Raw genomic sequence first — 15,771 nt, 5'->3', positions numbered from 1 at the left:
GCATTTCATCGAGTTGTGTGACCAGCGGGGGATTCCGTTGGTGTTCCTGCAGAACATCTCGGGGTTCATGGTGGGGCGGGAGTACGAGGCGGGTGGTATTGCGAAGCACGGGGCGAAGATGGTGACGGCGGTGGCGTGTGCGCGGGTGCCGAAGTTCACNGTGGTNATCGGGGGNAGTTTCGGTGCGGGGAACTACTCGATGTGTGGGCGGGCGTATTCGCCGCGGTTTCTGTGGATGTGGCCGAACGCGCGGATCTCGGTGATGGGTGGGGAGCAGGCCGCAGCGGTGCTCGCCACCGTCCGCCGGGACCAGGTCGCGGCGGCCGGCGTCGACTGGAGCGACGCGGACGAGGCCGCGTTCCGCGGGCCGGTCCTGGACCGTTACGCGGAGCAGGGTAGCCCCTACTACTCGACGGCACGGCTCTGGGACGACGGAGTCATCGACCCCGCCGACACCCGTATGGTGCTGGGTCTGGGGCTGTCGGTGGCCGCGAACGCCTCGCTGGAGCCGGTCCGCTACGGCGTGTTTCGGATGTGAACGAAGAGGCGAGGACGTGGTCGGCCGGTGGGCGAGGGGACTACAGACGTGAGGATCAAGGGTGTCAGCCGCTGACCCGTCGACCTGGAACCACGCGGGCGCCGTCGCGACCGGTCCGGCCCCCGCACAGCGCCGCGCCGGACCGGGCCCGTCCACCCGGGGCGCCGGACTGCCGGGGCTGGCGTTCTCGTCCGTGCTCGTCGCCAACCGCGGGGAGATCGCCGTCCGGATCATCCGCACCCTGCGCGATCTCGGCATCCGCTCGATCGCCGTGTACTCGGACGCGGACGCCGGCGCCCGCCACGTCCGCGAGGCCGACGTCGCGGTGCGCCTGGGGCCCACGCCGGCCCGGGAAAGCTACCTGGACATCGACGCGATCGTCGAGGCCGCGCAGGCCTGCGGGGCGCAGGCCGTCCATCCCGGCTACGGCTTCCTCGCCGAGAACGCCGCCTTCGTCCGGGCCTGCGAGAACGCCGGCCTGTTCTTCATCGGCCCGTCGGTCGCCGCCGTCGAGGTGATGGGTGACAAGATCGTTGCGCGGCGGACCGTCGCCGAGGTCGGCGTGGCCGTGGTGCCGGGCCGGTCGTCGCCCGCCATGACCGACGACGCCATCACCGAGGCCGCGGGCCAGCTCGGCTACCCGGTCCTGGTCAAGCCGTCGGCCGGCGGCGGCGGCAAGGGCATGCGGGTCGTGCGCGCACCGGGGGAGATGGCCGCCGCCCTCGCCTCGGCCCGCCGGGAGGCCAGCGCCGCCTTCGGTGACGACACCCTGTTCGTGGAACGGCTCATCGCCCGTCCCCGCCACGTCGAGGTGCAGGTCCTCGCCGACACCCACGGCANCGTGCTGCACCTGGGGGAACGCGAGTGCAGCCTGCAGCGGCGCCACCAGAAGATCGTCGAGGAGGCGCCCTCGCCGCTGCTCGACGCGCGTACCCGGGAACGGCTCGGTGCCGCGGCCGTCGCGGTGGCCGGCGCCGTCGGCTACGTCGGCGCCGGCACGGTCGAGTTCATCCTGTCCGCCGACGCGCCCGACGAGTTCTACTTCATGGAGATGAACACCCGCCTGCAGGTGGAGCACGCGGTGACCGAACTGGTCACCGGGGTGGACCTGGTCGCCGAGCAGATCCGGATCGCGGCCGGCGAGCCGCTGCGCTTCGCTCAGGCCGACGTCCGCCTCACCGGCCACGCCATGGAGGCCCGCGTCTACGCGGAGGACCCCGCACGCGGCTTCCTGCCGACCGGCGGGGTCGTCCTCGCCTTTCGCGAGCCCGCGGGGCAGGCCATCCGCGTCGACGCCGGTATCGCCGCCGGCGACACCGTCGGCACTGCCTACGACCCGATGCTCGCCAAGATCATCGCCTGGGGGCCCGACCGGCCGGCCGCGATCGCCCGGCTCGACGCCGNGCTCGCCGCCACCGTGCTGCTCGGCGTGACCACCAACATCGGCTTTCTGCGCGCGCTGCTCGGCCATCCCGACGTCGTCGCCGGCCGCCTTGACACCGGTCTGGTCGAACGCGACCTCGTCGCGCTCACCGTCGACGAGCTGCCCGGCGAGGCCATCCTCGGCTACGCCCTGGCCCGGCTGCTCGCGCTGCAGCCGGTCGGCCCGCTCATCGACCCCTGGGACATCCCCTCCGGCTGGCGCCCCGGCGAGCCCGCGTGGCTGAGCTGGGACGTGCTCATCCCGGGTCGCGGTTCCCACCCGGGCGGCGGCACTGATCTGGTTGGCGGCACTGATCTGGCTGGTGGCACAGATGTGGCTGGTGGCACCGATCTGGCTGGCGGGTCGGGCCCGGTCGGTGGCGCCGCTGCTGGCGGGTTCGGCCCGGCTGGCGGCGCCGCTGCTGGGGGCGGCCCCGGCGAGGTCCTGGCGGGCGGCGGTGCCGCCGGTGGTGGCCCTGGCGGTGGTGGCTTCGCGGGTAACGGCTCTGTCGGCGGTGGCATCGTCGTCGACGGTGCAGCGCCGGGACCCGGCGCAGGTCGGCTTCTCGCTGGAGCCGTCCCGGCCGTCCCGGTGGGGGAGGGTGATCCGGCGGCGTTGAGGCCGACCGGCGGTGGCGCCCAACCCGGTGGCGCCGCGGCCAATGGCGCCGTGCCCGGTGGAGTCGCGCCGGGAGGTGTCGTGCCCGGTGGTGCCGCGCCGGGAGGCGTCGAGCCCGGCGGTGCCGTGGCCGGGCCGCGGGCGGCGACCGTGCGGGTCAGCGCCCGGGGCACGCCGGGCGCCGCGCGGGTCCGCCTCGCCGACGGGCCACCGGTCGCCGCGTCGGTTCGCCAGATCGGCGACGATCTGCTGGTCACGATCGGTTCGGTCACCACCCGCTGGGCGTTCGCGTGGGCGGCCACCGAGGGTGAGCAGGGTCCGGCGGATCCCCTGCACTCCGCCCCGGCCGGGGCCGGGGCCCGCGGACTGAACGCCGCCACGGGCGGACCCTCCCCCGCCGGGGAGCTGCTCTGGCTGGGGCGGGAGGGACGGGCCTGGGAGTTGGCCGAAGCGGTGCCCGTGGCCGGAGCGGAGGTGGCCTCGGCCGCGGGCGGCCAGGCGCGCAGCCCCATGCCGGGCACGGTGATCGCCNTCCTCGTCGAGCCGGGCATGTCCGTCACCGACGGGCAGTCGCTGGTCGTCGTCGAGGCGATGAAGATGGAGCATCCCGTCTCGGCGCCGACCGCCGGAGTCGTCGCCACGGTACTGGTCCGCCCCGGCGACCTCGTCGCTGTCGACCAGGTTCTGGCGGTCGTCTCGGCGTCACCGGATTCCCCCGATCCGTCCGCCGCGATTCCCTGACCGCTGGAACGACTTCGGACCTGCTCGTTCAGCCTGCCCGGCGCCCGGTGCGTTCGTCGCCGTCGCGCAGAGCGGTCATCCGGTCGACGAGCGTTGCGCGGGCCTCGTCCTCACCGAGCCCGACGAGGTCCACCGACGCGACGAGGCCCAGCCAGCCCGGCGGATCGCAGTGCTCGACCCGGATCGTGACCAGCCGGCTGCCACGGGCCGTGGTCGTCGCCGGAAAGGCCTCCCGCCACTCGGCGCTGCCCTGCACCTCGCGCAGATAGGCGGGGGAGAGCACGACGAGCGTTCGCGGCGCCTGGGCGACGGCGTCCGCCAGGGAGACGGCGGTGCCCGACCCGAGGTCTTCGTCCGCGCCGCCAGGGCTGCCGTGATCATCGTGGTTGGGGTCGTCGGGGCCGTCGGAGCCGGCGTCATCGGGGTCGGTGTCATCGAGGTCGGGGTGCGGCAGGACTCGCCAGCCCGCCGCCTCGAGATGCCAGCTGATCCAGTCCGCCCACGCGGCATCGGCCCGGGCATGGGAGAGGAGCAGGTCGACCGAGGATCCGCCGGCACGCGCGCTGCCCGCGACGCCGTCCGCGCTGGGCGGGGATGAGCGGAATCCGCCGATGGCGGCGCCCTCGGGTCCGCCGTTCGCGGTGCGGGCGACCGGCGGTTCGGGGGTTGGCGGGGCGGCCCCGTCCGCGGCGGCCCGCGGCACGCTGTGCTGCCCCCGATCGATGTTCTCCGGGGCGCAGGGCTGGCGGCGGGAACGCCCGTTACCAGCGTTGCCCGGGTCGGCGTTGTCCGGGTCGGCTGGCTGCGCCTGGCCTGGTAGGTCGAGGGTGTGTCGGTCGGGGCCGGTCGGGGCCGGGCTGGGCTGGTCGGGGCTGGGCCGGCCGAGGGTGTGCTGGTCGAGGGTGTGCTGGTCGAGGAAGGCGGCGGCGGCGTTCGCGGCGAGGCGCAGGAACCAGCCTCGGTCCTCCTCGCGGGTCGACGTCCGGCCGAGACAGGTCAGGGCGCAGGCCAGCAGGGACAGNGGTAGCTGGTCGCGCCACTGCTCGACCAGGTCNGCCGCTCGGGCCCACCGCTGCCCGGCGGCGCGGACCCGGTCGATGAACAGCCACAGCCACTGGGGCAGCAGGGCCCCGTCGAGGTCCGGGTCGAGCAGCACATCGATCGTGGCGGTGCGCTGGGCCGGGGAGAGTTCGACGAGCGTCCGGGCGAGGACGTGCAGCACGAGATGGGTGGGATCGCGGGTGAGCACGGCGTCGGCGGCGTAGCGCGACAGGTCGATGAGTTGGAAGGCCGCGTTCGCGTCGCGCAGGTCGGTCGGGATGAGGATGTTCTCGACGTGCAGGTCCCCGTGGGCGCGGCCGACGAACGTGGGCAGCCGCAGGCCTGCCGTCCGACTGGAGTCCAGGACCAGCGCGAACGGGTTGGGCAGGGGGTGGTCCTCCGCCTCGACGGTGATGGTGGGCCCGGGATGCGCGGCGGCGAGGCGGTGCAGCCGNCTGCCGGGGNCCAGCCGGTCGCCGAGCTGGCGGCCGAGGATGGTCGGCACGTCCATCGACGGCAGGTGCGTCCGTCCCGCCCAGTCGGTGAGGACGGATCCGACGACCGCGGCGCTGACGTCGGCGAAGGCGGCGGCGGCGTTGGNGGCCGGCCGGGGGAAGGCGGGCTGGGGGCCCCAGGACCGGGTCGGCCCCGCCCCGCGGACCGGGCGGGGCGGATGCAGGACGGCGTCCAGCACCGTGTGCAGGGTGATCGGGTCGCGCAGGCTGCCGCCGGCCACCCGCTGGAAGACGAACCAGCGCCCGTCGCCGACCGGGACGGGCTGGTGGACGGGCTGGGTGAGGTGGTTCCGGGCGAAGTCCCGGGATTCGGTCAATGCGCGGCGGTGGCGGGCGAACTCGCCGGGTTGGGGATCCTCCGCGGTGCCCGGCGCCCGGTCCAGCTTCATGATCAGCTGGCGGGCGCCCTCGTGGGGGTCCTCCGCGAGGACGGCGGCGACCAGCGCCGCGGACCGACCGCCGATGAGCCAGCGGACCAGCCGCATGGTGGTTTCGGTCTGGGAGCACCACTGCCGCAGCGCGGTCACGGCGGCGTCGTCCAGCTCGGTCTGCAGTGGCTCGTCCAGCCAACGGGAGGACACCATGACTCCTGGGAACACGTGTTCGCGGATTACGGGATTGCTTCCTGGTGACGCGCCGAGAATACCGCCCGGATTCTCGGTCGCCGCCCCGCGATCGGCGACAGGTCAGTTTTTGGCGCTCATCACGGACGTCCCCGCTGGCCGTTTTTCCGGCGACGGGTGACAGCGGTGGAAGCCAGCCGTGACGGCGGGACAACCGGGCGTGTGGGGTCGGCTCACGTGACCGCCCGCCGTATACGACGGGTTCCCGGTCGGCCGTGATGGTTACCGGCCGCCTCTTCCTGGCGGCCGTCCTTCCGAACTTGTTCGCAACATCGAACCGTCGTGTACGACGTTGTACGGATTTGCCGCCCGGGTCTTTTCGAGCAGTCCGGCACGCGGTTGTCTGGAGCCNCCGAAGGGTCGCTGCCGCCGCAGCCGCATGATCTGCACCTCCGCGGCACCGGAGGTGGCTGGTCGACGGCCGCGCCCTCGGTTCGCCGCCGGAGCGGACCTGCCTTCGGGGGGAGGCCCGCTCCGGCGGTCGGCGTCGACGGTCGCCGCGGCCGCGCTGCGGCGACCGGGTCGATGTTCGCCGTCGCCGCGGACCTTGCAGCGAGACGTCCGGCCGGGACATTGCCAGGCCGGGACACTGCCACGACCCGCGGTCTTCTTCGGTAGCGCCCGTGAACCCGGCGAATGATCGGCGGCGCGTATCGAAGCGGTCACCTTACTGCAATAAGCCTCGGCTCGTCGCCACTTCCGGTGGGACGCACGCGAGGTGTTGCGGCGCGCACTCGCCGCTGTCTGTACGACCTTGTACGGCGATGCGCGACCGCCTTTCCTCGCTGTCCCCAATGGGTTTTCCTCGACAGGCTGCGATCGCCCGTGAGCGCAGTGCTCGGGGGACGCGAGAAACGGTCGTGAGGTCGGATGGGAAGCCGTGCCGCCGGATCGCCGGCGGGCCGGGCAGGGACGGCGCGGCGGCGCCGGCCCACGGCCGGCCGCCTGGCGGACGTCCGGGCGCTGACCCGGCCGGGAACCGCGCTGGCGGACGCCGTCCCGTTCGCCGCCGGCGGCCTCGCGGTGGCGGATCCGCGGGTCGGTGCGGTGCTACTGCTCGTCCTCGCCGGGGTGCTGGTGTCGGTGTGCGGTCGCCTGCTCGACGCGGTCGCCGGGCTCGACGCCGATCGGATCAACCCGGTGCGCCGGGACGGTCCCCTCGTCCAGGGCAGGGTCGCACCCGGCTGGGCCACCGGCTGGGCGGTGCTGGCCGGGACTGCGGTGGTGGGCGGCGGCTGGCTGTGGGCGGCGTCCCTGCCCGCCCGGATCGGCTTCGTGGCGCTCATCGGCCTGCGGGCCTGGCTGGCCCTGTCCCGAGGGCGGTCGCGGTTCGGCCCACCGCTGCGCCGCCCGCTGGTCGCCGCCACGCTCGCCGGCGGGCTGCCGCTGGGCGTCGCCGCCACCGGGGGCGAGGTGGGCGTGGGCGCGGGCGTGCTCACCGCGGGATTCGGCCTCGCGGTGATCGTCGCCGGTTGGACGGTCACCGACCTGCGTGATCTGCCGATCGACCGGGTCTGCGGGCGACGCACGCCGGCGCTGGCCACCGGCGTGCACCTGCGCCGACCTCGCGGTTTCGTCTTCCCGCGGCGGTATGTCGCGATCGTGCTCACCGCGCAGGTCGGGATCGTCGCCGTCGTGTCCACGGTGGGCGGGCTCGCCCTCGCCGCCGACGCCGCCGCCGACGCCGCCGCCGACGTCGACGGCGCCCCCACGCTGTCGGCGGCCGTGCCCCGAGGGCCGGCCGCGCTCGCCCCGGTGACGCCCGGGCCCTCCGACGGCCACGTCTGCCTGGCCGGCCGAGGGCTCGCCGCGGCCGCGGCCGTCCTCGCCGCGCTGGTCGCCACCGCCGGGCTGATCCGGCTGGTCCGGTCGGGCGCCCCGGGCCTCGATCCGATCCGGTCACCCCGTCCCCGCGGCGGCGGCTTCGTCCTGGCGAACCTGCTCGCCTGCCAGCTTGCGAGCGTCGCCTGGCTGCTGACCGAGCCGTCCGGGCTGCCGTTGTGGGCCCTGCTGCCCGCCCTCGGCGGCTGGGCGGTCGGCCTGCCGGTGCGGTTGCTGGCCGAGCGGAACGGCGGCGGGTTCCCATCGGTGCGCGCGGCCGGCACCCCGCAGCTCCCGGCGCTGCCCGCCGGCTCGACCGCGGCCGCGTCCGCCCCGGCCGGGGCGCGTCAGGACGACGGTGAGCGGCCGACGAGCCGCTGAAGCCGCCGGGTGGTCCCGTGCTCCGGGCCCAGCACCCGCAGGCTGCGCCGGTACGCGTCCGCCACGTCGGCGCGCCGCGCGGCGAGCCGGCCGAGCTCCTGCTCGATCTCGCCGTGCAGGCAGATCGCCGCCAGCGTGCGGGGATGATCGGGGCCCAGGACGCGCCGGCAGACCGCCACCAGCTCGGCGGCCCGGCCCGCGGCCCGGGCATGCTCGCCGCGACGGTGGTCGAGCCGAGCGAGGTGGTAGCGGGTCACGAGGGTCGCCGGATGCTCGGGTCCGAGCGTGTCGACCCGATCGNTCCACACGGCGCTCAGCAGGTCTTCGGCCGCAGTCCACTGCTGCTCGTCGACGAGCATGTCCGCGACGTTGTTACGGGTGGTGAGGGTGTCGCGGTGACGGTGGCCGAGGACCCGTTCCCGGCTGGTGAGCGTTCGCCTGAGCCACCCGAGCGCCTCGGGGTGGTGGCCCGACTCGCGCAGGGTGCGGCCCAGGTAGTGCTGCGTCGTCAGGGTGTCGGGGTGCTCCGCGCCCAGGACCCTGGCCCGGTCGTCGAGGACGGCCCGCAGCCCCTCCTCCGCGTCGCCGGGCCGGCCCTGCGCGGCGCGCACCCGGTACAGGTCGTGGGCGGCGGACAGCACGTCGGCGTGGTCGTCGCCGAACAGCTGCCGCCCGGTGCGCAGCACGCCCTCGTAGGCCTCGGCGGCCTCGGCGAGGCGTCCGGTCGCGCGCAGGAAGCGGGCGGCGACGGTGGCGGGTACCAGCAGCTCCGGCGGCAGCCGCCCCTCGGTCAACGCCGGCAGTCCCCACCGGTGCCGGGCNCGCAGCATCGCCAGGCCCGCGTCCGCGTGCCCGGCGAGCATCGTCCAGTGGGGCCAGGTCTCGGGGTCGCGCGGGTCGAGCCGGCGGGCGGCGTGGACCAGCAACGCGGTGATCGTCTCCAGGTAGTCCTCGACCCGACCGGAGACGTGCGCGGCCCGGCCGAAGCTGTCCCGCACCAGGGGATGCAACCAGATCCGGTGCGCGGTGTCCGCCTCGCCGGGCGCCGACGCGTCGGCCCGGGCCGCCGGGCCGGCTGACCTGGTCGGGTCGAGGGTGTGCTCGATCAGGCCCTGGCCGGCGAGAGCCCGGACCAACCCCCACAGCTCGGTCGCCGTCAGGGCGCCGAACAGGGGCGAGGCGGTGAGCACCTCGGCGTTGACAAGCACGTCGACGGGGATCGGATCGCCGCCGAGGCAGGCGAACAGGGTCAGCAGCTGCTGGGCNCGGTCGTGCCCGCGCAGGGCGAGCAGGTTCAGCGAGAGATCCCAGGTCGGCCCGACGAGCTCGCGCTCCCGACGCCGGCCGGGCATCCCCGCCGCCGCCCCGCCGCTCAGGCCCGTGCCGGGGTCAGCCCGGGTGTGGGGATCGGTCGGAGTGCGGACGTCCGGCGGCGTGGCCGGGGGCTGCGGGCGCGGATGCGGGGCCGCGGACCGTGGGTTCGCTGCCGCGAAGTCCGGCAGCAGCGACCACGGCCCACCGGTACGCAGGAACTGTTCGTACGCCGGATAGGTCCGGGGGATGACCGCGCCGCCGAAGCCCGGCGGCATCCGCCGCGCCTCGGCCAGGAACTGGCCGGCGAGCGAGAGCGCCAAGGGCAGGCCGCCGAGGCGGCGGCCGAGGCTCTGCGCGGCCTGCGCGGACCCCGGGCCGTCACCGGCGAGGTCGAGCAGCGCCTGGCCGGCGTCGCGGTCGGTGAGGGGCGCGAGCCGGTGCAGGCGTAGCCAGGGCGGGACCCGATCCCCGGCGGAGCCGAGCGACCAGGCCGCGCCGTCGCGGGTGGTCACCACGACCATCCCCTGCGCCCCGGTGACGGGGCGCAGCCAACCGGTTCCGTCAAGCACATCGCCCGCCGACGGGCCCAGGTCGTCGGCGGGATTGTCGGCGTTGTCGACGACCAGCAACCATGGTTGGTCGAGGGCACCGAGCAGCCGCCAGACCAGGTCGGGCAGGCTTGCCCGGCGCAGTTGATGATGGGTGGCGCCAAGCTCGACGGCGAGCGCCCCCATCGCCGCGGGCACCGCGCCGGGACGGGTGGCGCTGATCCACCAGGTCCGCACGCCGCGATCGAGCGCGGCCGCGGCGAGGGCGAGCGCCACGGTGCTCTTGCCGATCCCGCCGAGCCCGTGCAGGACGTGCACCCGCCCGCGAACCCGCGTGTCGTTGCCCGACCCCGCCAGCCCCGCCGGTCTACCTGGCCCGACCGGCCCAACCGGCCTCGTCGGCCCCTCCCCGGTGGCATGACCGGCGGCGGGGAGCCGTCCGGTCAGCAGGGTGAGGATCTCCTCGCGGCCGCGCACGGCCGGCAGCCGGTCCAGCCGGGCCACGGGTGGTGCGATCGTCAGGGCGGCCGCGTGCTCGTCGCCGCGGACCCGGTCGACGGGCCCCCGCGGGGAACCATGGTCGTCGAGCCTCCGGGCGGCGACGGCGCCGGGACCCCACCCGCCACGGGCGGCGTCCCGCTCGGTGGCGTCCCGCTCGGTGGCGTCGCGATCGGTGGTGCCCCGCTCGTCGTCGGGCGAGCCCCGGCGGGTGCGCCGGATCCGGCTCCAGGTCTCGACCCAGCGGCGCAGCTCGACGGGGTCGGTGACCCCGCAGGTGCGCAGCATGTTCTCGACGAGGTTCGCCGGCTTCAGCCCCGGCAGGTGCGATCCGCCGAAGTAGCCGCCGACGGTGCTGGGCGGGACGTTCACCCTGCGGGCGACGTCGCGCACGCTGAGCCCCGCCCGCTCCCGGACGACCGTCAGTACACGTCCGAACTCCGCGCAGGTGGTGACGGCGGTCAGGTCGAACTCGTCGGACACGCGCGAACCTCGGTGCAGGGCGGTGAGCGGGGCGGATCGTGATGCAGTGCGCCAATCTTGCCGTGGTCGGTCGATGGCGGATAGACCGCCGGCCCCTCGAACACGCCGGGCGATCGTCGGGAGCGAAAACCGTGGTCGGGCGCCCGCCGGGTCAGCCCTCGTCCCGCCCGGTGAGCCCTCGTCCCGCCCGGTCAGCCNTCGCCCGGGCGGTTCNGCCGTCGCCCGGGTGGTTCAGCCGTGAGACAGCGGTACGACGTCGGCGAGGATCTCGTGCCGGTGCCAGCGCCGCCGCGGGGCCGGGCTGTCGTGCACCACCAGCAACGACGACGGATCGCCGGGCAGCAGCGCGATCCCCTCCGGATGGTCGTCGCCGACCCCGACCGGCAGGTCCAGCACGGGCTCGATCGCCTCGTCCGTGACGACGACGCTTGTGCGCGCGTGCGCGGCGCCCCGCCAGCGGTAGATCCGCACCGGCCCGTCGAGATCCATCGTCGGGCCCGCGAGCAGCAGCAGATCGTCGCCGTGGGCGAGGATGTCCCGCACGCCGAGCCCGTCGAGGTCGAGGAAGTGCTTGCGGTAACGGGGACCGCCGTTGCCGTCGCCGCCGTTGCCGTCATCGCCGTTGCCGTTGCCGTCGCCGAGCGGGGCGAGCACCAGGTCCTGGCCGTCGCCCTCGGTGAGGCGCAGCTCGAGCACCACCGCCCAGCCGCGCAGCACCGGACCGCGCAACCCCAGGTAGATCCGTTCGCCGACGACCGCGAGCCCCTCGACGTCCAGGCCGTTGTCCTTGCTCGGGATCTTCAGGAACAGGCCGAGGTGCTCGTCGTCCCGCAGCGCCCGCGTGAGCCGGTTGCGCTTGGACAGGCCGAGCGCGGCGGCGGTCAGCTTCTCCCCGCTCGGCGAGGCCGGCGCCGGGGCGCTGGGAACGAGGGTCGGCGCCCCGTCGATGTCCACCACCGGGATGCGGCCGAGCAGGTAGCGGTTGGCGTTGCTGCTCACCCTGGCCAGCCGGGCCAGCGCCTGCTCGGTGGCGTGGTGTGGCTTGACCCGCTTACGGGTCCGGGCGTGCGAACCGACGAACCAGAGGTAGTCGCCGTGCCGGTCGATGCCCTCGATGTCGATCTCGAGCTGGCTGCCGTCCGGTTCCGGCGGTTCGGGCAGCGGGAGGAAGTCCGCGACCGAGAAGCTGACATGGTCGACGAAGCCGTCCCCGCTCGGCGACAACGTCGTCCGCTCGATGGTGATCGTCTCGTCGCCGGCGAGCCAGAGATGGCGCCCGTCGCCCTTGAGGGCGGACAGCGACTCCGCGATGTCGGTCACTCCGGCGTCGTCGGTGAAACGGATCGGAATCGTCCTCGCCGTCATCGTTCCCTCGCTGCTGATCTCCACGGGCGCCACGCGACGCCGTGGGGGAGCGTAGTGCGCAACCGCGCCCCGTCGCCGCCGCTGTCGAGCAGCCGATACGCGACGAACACCGCAGGTCGGATCGGACCGGGCCCGTCGTCCATCAGCCGTCGCGCGTCAGCCGGCGTCCGACGGGCGCCCGTCCGGGGCGCGCAGCAGGTCGTCGATGTGCCCGGTGTTGACGTGGACGTCCGTGCCGGCGGAGCCGACCGCGCAGCCGGCGACGAGGACGGCGCGCCGGGCCGCCGCGTCGGGATCGCCGGTGGTGAGCCAGTAGTGCAGGAAACCGGCGCACAGCGCGTCCCCGGCGCCGGTGGTGTCGAGCACGCCGTGCGGGGCGCGGGCGGGCAGGTGGCACGGCGGACGGTCCCGGACGGCGAGCAGGCAGCCGTCGCCGCCCATCCCGACGAGCACGATCCGGGCCGGGTAGCGGCTCAGCAGCGCGGCGGCGGTGTCGGCGGGGCTGGCCGCCAGGCGCTCGGCGGAGCAGAACACGATGGTCGCCGCCGCCAACCACAGGCGGCTGTAGGCGTCGTGCGCGTCCTCGATGGTCTGCACGTCGACGGCGATCGGCACGCCGGCGGCCTGGGCGACGGGGATCAGGTCGCGGACGAAGCCCGCGGTCGTGAGCACGGCGAGGCGCGCCCCCGCGAGCAGGTCACGGAACACCGGCGGCGGGTAGCGGGCCGTGGCGAGATCGGCGAGGTCGGTGTGCACCTGCCGGGTGCCGTGCGGATCGACCAGGACGGCGGACATCGCGCTGTTCGCCGTCGGCAGCACCCCGGCGCCCCGGTCGTCTTCCTCGTCCTCGCCGGGCGGGCCGAGCAGGCCGAGACGCCGCAGCTCGGCCCGGATCATCGTCCCGGCCGGATCGTTCCCGACGAGGGTGGCCAGGGACGCAGGCGTGCCGAGCGCGTCCAGCGTCCGGGCGACGTTCAGCCCCACCCCGGAGACCGCCAGCCGCAGCCGTCCCGTCGCATACCGCACCGGCGCGTAGGCGACGGGAAACCCGTCCACCGGCACCATCTGCTGCACGTTCACCACCCCGGCCACGACGACATCGGGCATGTGCAAGGCGACCTTTCGAGACGACGTCCCGCGGCGGCGTCAGGCCGGGCGGGCGTAGCGGGCGGGGCTGGTGGCGAGCATGCGGCGGAAGTGCCTGGTCAGGTGGGCCTGGTCGTAGAAGCCGGCGAGCGTGGCGACCTCGGCCGGGCGGTGGCCGGCGAGCAGCAGGCGGCGGGCCAGGTCCACCCNCCGGCCCGTGAGGTAGCGGTGGGGCGGCAGACCAAACTCCTGGTGAAAGGCGCGGATCAGGTGGGTCGGATGGGCTCCGAGCAGCTCCGCGGCGGTGGCCAGCGTGATGCCCTCGGCGATCCGGCTGTCGATGAGGTCGCGCAGCGCGTGGGCGACGGTCGGGTCCCGGCGGGGTGGTGGCGCACCGTCACGGCGAGCGGGCGAGCTGCCGCGGCGGGCCAGGTGGGCGCGCAGCCGTTCGCCGACGAGGGCGAGGCCGCTCTGGGCGGCGAGGTCCTCGCCGGGGGTCAGCAGGAGGTCGTGCAGCCGCCCGACGCGCCGGCGCAGGGCGGGGTCGGCCAGCGTCGGGGCGTCGACCGCGGTGCCGATCAGCTCGTCGCCGAGGAGGTCCCGATCGAGGTAGAGAACCCGCTTGCGGAAGCCGCCGGGCCGGGCCGAGCGGCCGTCGTGGGGGACGTCCGGCGGCAGCAGCGTCACCTGCGAGCGCAGCGTGCCGTGCTCGTGGCGGTCCAGGCCGTAGCGGACCGCGCCGGTGTCGACGATGAGCAGCGTCCACGAGTCATGGGTGTGCGGCGGGTAGACGTGCGAGATGAACCGGGCGTGGAACACCTCGCGGACGCCCGCCACCGCCGGCCGCCAGGCGGCGACCGTCTGACCTTCCCCGACCCTGCCCGCCGCGGCGAGGTCCGCCGCGGGCGTGTGCGCCTCGGACACGTCAGGAACGTACAAGACCGTCATGCCGGCTGCCGCCGAGACTCGGCGGTGTGGATGCTGATCTTCACCGCGACCGCGCCATGGACGGCGACGGGTCGTCGGAGCCTGCCCCGGTACGCTTCACCACCAAGATCGCCGTGCTCCTGCGCGACGACCTGCTGGACTGGCAGNGGCTCAACGTCACGGCGTTCCTCGTCAGCGGGATAGCGGCGAGCAACCCGGAGCTGGTCGGCGAGCCCTACGCGGACGCGGACGGCCACGGGTACCTGCCCATGTTCCGCCAACCGGTGCTCGTGTTCGCCGGCTCGCGCGAGACGCTGACCTCGTCGTTCGCCCGCGTCGCCGGCCGGGGCCTGGCCATGTCGATNTTCACGTCCGACCTGTTCGCCACCGGCAACGACCGCGACAACCGGGCCGCCGTCCGAGCCGTGCCGCGCGACGCCCTCGACCTGGTCGGCCTCGCCCTGCACGGCCCGCGCAACGCCGTCGACAAGGCGCTCAAGGGCGCCCGCATGCACCCGTGACCGGGCCATCCGCGACAACCGGTGGCCAGGACGAAACGGGCGCCCGAGGGTGGTGGCCGGTCCCGCGTCGTTGGTTTCGGGACGCGGTACCCGCGGGCATGGCAGTCCGCCAGGTCCACGGTTTTGTCCTCGACGAGCTGGGGCGGGTCGTTCTTCAGGAGGACGAGGGAGTCTGCAACTTGCCGGGGGGCACCCCGGAACCGGCGGACGCCGACCTGGCGGCGACCCTGGCCAGGGAGTGCGCGGAAGAGAGCCAGCTGCGGCACGGGCCGCCGGTGTTCGTGGGCCTCACCGACTGATCGCGTCAGTTCCCGGTGGCGTCCGTGGGGTCGGCCGCGCGGTCGGACTCGCCCCGCGTGGCCGTCGCGGAGGCCCGTGTCGGTGCCGGGCGGTGCCGCGCCGGGACGTCGACACGCTGGTTGCGCCGAACCATGTCGACGATCTGGGTGACGGGGCCGACGACGAGCAGCTCGTCGCCCGGTCGCAGGCGGGTGTGCCGGCCCGGCCGGTAGTCCGGCTCGACGACCGCCCGGTCATCGTCACGGCGGTCATCGTCACGGCGGTCATCGTCACGGCGGTCATCGTCACGGCGGTCATCGTCACGGCGGTCATCGTCGCGGCGGTCATCGTCGCGGCGGTCATCGTCACGGCCGTCATCTCCGCGGCCGTCATCGTCGCTGCGGCTGTCGTCGGCGCCGACACTGGCTGTGGCTGTGGTGACCGCGAGGACGCGGGTGCCGGTGGACAGCTCCCGCAGGGTAGGGCCGACGAGTGCCCCGCCGGCGTTGACGGTCATCCGGGCGACGAGGAAGGGGGTGCGCTCCACGTAGAAGGTGCTCAGCACGTCGTAACCGAGCGCGGCGCCGACGAAGTACGGGGTGGCCAGCGCCGAGGCGCTGCGGGCGGTGTGGATGCCGAACCGGCGCTCGACCTCGTCGGCCATCGTCGTGTCGAAGATCCGCAGCACCACCCGCAGGCCGGCTTGGCGCGGCTGCGCCTCGGGCGACCGGCCCCGGCCGTAGGAGCGACCGCCGGCGCGGCGCGCCGCCTCCCTGGNCGCGCGAGCGCCGCGAAGCTCGACGTGGGCCTCCCGGGCAGACAGCACCGTCTCCAGGTTCGCCACCCCGTCGCTGGTCAGGGCGGCGACCGTGGTCGCGTGGGCGAGGCCGGCCTCCAGCAGGGTGGACCGCACCGTCGCATCCCCGATGATCACCGGGACCCCTTGTTCGCGGGCCACGGGCAGGTACCGGTTGTTCTCGTCCCGTTCGATCACCACCACCTGGCGGCCGGCGCGGACCAGGCCGTCCATCGTCGCGACCCCGACCGAG

11 protein-coding genes and 11 pseudogenes are annotated in these 15,771 nt (G+C 74.9%); 11 read left to right on the top strand and 11 right to left on the bottom strand.

Annotated features, from left to right (window positions below):
- From UK94_RS58040 to UK94_RS58020, 6 genes and pseudogenes are all read left to right on the top strand, one after another.
- A pseudogene (locus UK94_RS58040) lies at positions 1-159 on the top strand (carboxyl transferase domain-containing protein); the annotation flags it as partial.
- A 16-nt stretch (positions 160-175) separates the two neighbouring features.
- On the top strand, positions 176-538 hold a 363-nt coding region (locus UK94_RS19195; RefSeq protein WP_313949547.1), incomplete at its 5' end, for a carboxyl transferase domain-containing protein.
- Positions 539-731: 193 nt separating this feature from the next.
- A pseudogene (locus tag UK94_RS58035) lies at positions 732-1,377 on the top strand (biotin carboxylase N-terminal domain-containing protein); the annotation flags it as partial.
- 1 nt (position 1,378) lies between these two features.
- Positions 1,379-1,941, top strand: a pseudogene (locus tag UK94_RS58030) (carbamoyl-phosphate synthase subunit L); the annotation flags it as partial.
- Between the two features lies 1 nt (position 1,942).
- Positions 1,943-3,110, top strand: a pseudogene (locus tag UK94_RS58025) (carbamoyl-phosphate synthase subunit L); the annotation flags it as partial.
- A gap of 1 nt (position 3,111) precedes the next feature.
- Positions 3,112-3,320, top strand: a 209-nt coding sequence (locus tag UK94_RS58020; RefSeq protein WP_268761487.1) for an acetyl-CoA carboxylase biotin carboxyl carrier protein subunit, incomplete at its 5' end; no start/stop codon positions are given.
- A 28-nt stretch (positions 3,321-3,348) separates the two neighbouring features.
- Here UK94_RS58020 and UK94_RS58015 read toward each other — a convergent pair.
- Positions 3,349-4,023, bottom strand: a complete 675-nt coding sequence (locus UK94_RS58015) for a toll/interleukin-1 receptor domain-containing protein (RefSeq protein ID WP_235488707.1) — start codon at positions 4,021-4,023, stop codon at positions 3,349-3,351.
- Between the two features lie 939 nt (positions 4,024-4,962).
- Positions 4,963-5,460, bottom strand: a pseudogene (locus UK94_RS58010) (TIR domain-containing protein); the annotation flags it as partial.
- Between the two features lie 909 nt (positions 5,461-6,369).
- Here UK94_RS58010 and UK94_RS19180 point away from each other — a divergent pair.
- Positions 6,370-7,701: a UbiA family prenyltransferase gene (locus tag UK94_RS19180; protein WP_055750930.1), complete on the top strand. Its 1,332-nt coding sequence runs from the start codon at positions 6,370-6,372 to the stop codon at positions 7,699-7,701.
- Here UK94_RS19180 and UK94_RS58005 read toward each other — a convergent pair.
- From UK94_RS58005 to UK94_RS19160, 7 genes and pseudogenes are all read right to left on the bottom strand, one after another.
- Positions 7,668-8,001, bottom strand: a pseudogene (locus UK94_RS58005) (tetratricopeptide repeat protein); the annotation flags it as partial. The gene UK94_RS19180 and the pseudogene UK94_RS58005 overlap by 34 nt on opposite strands.
- Before the next feature lies 1 nt (position 8,002).
- Positions 8,003-8,495: tetratricopeptide repeat protein (locus UK94_RS58000; protein ID WP_235488703.1), on the bottom strand; the 493-nt coding region annotated here is incomplete at its 3' end.
- 472 nt (positions 8,496-8,967) lie between these two features.
- On the bottom strand, positions 8,968-10,544 hold a 1,577-nt coding region (locus UK94_RS57995; protein WP_268761486.1), incomplete at its 3' end, for a helix-turn-helix transcriptional regulator.
- A gap of 231 nt (positions 10,545-10,775) precedes the next feature.
- Positions 10,776-11,909, bottom strand: coding sequence for a DUF3616 domain-containing protein (locus UK94_RS19170; RefSeq protein ID WP_055750928.1), 1,134 nt, complete (start codon positions 11,907-11,909; stop codon positions 10,776-10,778).
- Positions 11,910-12,065: 156 nt separating this feature from the next.
- Entirely contained in the window at positions 12,066-13,016 is a 951-nt protein-coding gene (locus UK94_RS19165; RefSeq protein WP_055750927.1) for a PfkB family carbohydrate kinase, read from the bottom strand.
- 39 nt (positions 13,017-13,055) lie between these two features.
- Positions 13,056-13,204 (bottom strand): annotated as a pseudogene (locus UK94_RS57990) (helix-turn-helix domain-containing protein); the annotation flags it as partial.
- A 1-nt stretch (position 13,205) separates the two neighbouring features.
- Positions 13,206-13,919: AraC family transcriptional regulator (locus UK94_RS19160; protein WP_235488654.1), on the bottom strand; the 714-nt coding region annotated here is incomplete at its 3' end.
- A gap of 80 nt (positions 13,920-13,999) precedes the next feature.
- Here UK94_RS19160 and UK94_RS74355 point away from each other — a divergent pair.
- From UK94_RS74355 to UK94_RS19150, 4 genes and pseudogenes are all read left to right on the top strand, one after another.
- Positions 14,000-14,089: pseudogene (locus UK94_RS74355) on the top strand (DUF2000 domain-containing protein); the annotation flags it as partial.
- Between the two features lies 1 nt (position 14,090).
- Positions 14,091-14,286, top strand: a pseudogene (locus tag UK94_RS57985) (DUF2000 family protein); the annotation flags it as partial.
- Position 14,287: 1 nt separating this feature from the next.
- Positions 14,288-14,443: DUF2000 family protein (locus UK94_RS57980; RefSeq protein ID WP_235488701.1), on the top strand; the 156-nt coding region annotated here is incomplete at its 5' end.
- Positions 14,444-14,541: 98 nt separating this feature from the next.
- Positions 14,542-14,742, top strand: a complete 201-nt coding sequence (locus UK94_RS19150) for an NUDIX domain-containing protein (RefSeq protein ID WP_050997064.1) — start codon at positions 14,542-14,544, stop codon at positions 14,740-14,742.
- A gap of 5 nt (positions 14,743-14,747) precedes the next feature.
- On the opposite strand, the pseudogene UK94_RS57975 reads toward UK94_RS19150, so the two are convergent.
- Both UK94_RS57975 and UK94_RS57970 read right to left on the bottom strand, forming a co-directional pair.
- Positions 14,748-15,499: pseudogene (locus UK94_RS57975) on the bottom strand (potassium transporter TrkA); the annotation flags it as partial.
- Position 15,500: 1 nt separating this feature from the next.
- Positions 15,501-15,771: pseudogene (locus UK94_RS57970) on the bottom strand (NAD-binding protein); the annotation flags it as partial.

Source organism: Frankia sp. AvcI1, assembly GCF_001420875.1.
Lineage (GTDB): Bacteria > Actinomycetota > Actinomycetes > Frankiales > Frankiaceae > Frankia > Frankia alni.
Note: the sequence above shows the minus strand (reverse complement) of the source record. Positions and strands in the feature narration are given on the sequence as shown.

Bases quoted from the DNA above. Each gene is read 5' to 3' on its own strand.
- UK94_RS19165 (WP_055750927.1), bottom strand. From the start codon at position 13,016: ATGCCCGATGTCGTCGTGGCCGGGGTGGTGAACGTGCAGCAGATGGTG.
- UK94_RS19150 (WP_050997064.1), top strand. From the start codon at position 14,542: ATGGCAGTCCGCCAGGTCCACGGTTTTGTCCTCGACGAGCTGGGGCGG.
- UK94_RS19170 (WP_055750928.1), bottom strand. From the start codon at position 11,909: ATGACGGCGAGGACGATTCCGATCCGTTTCACCGACGACGCCGGAGTG.
- UK94_RS19180 (WP_055750930.1), top strand. From the start codon at position 6,370: ATGGGAAGCCGTGCCGCCGGATCGCCGGCGGGCCGGGCAGGGACGGCG.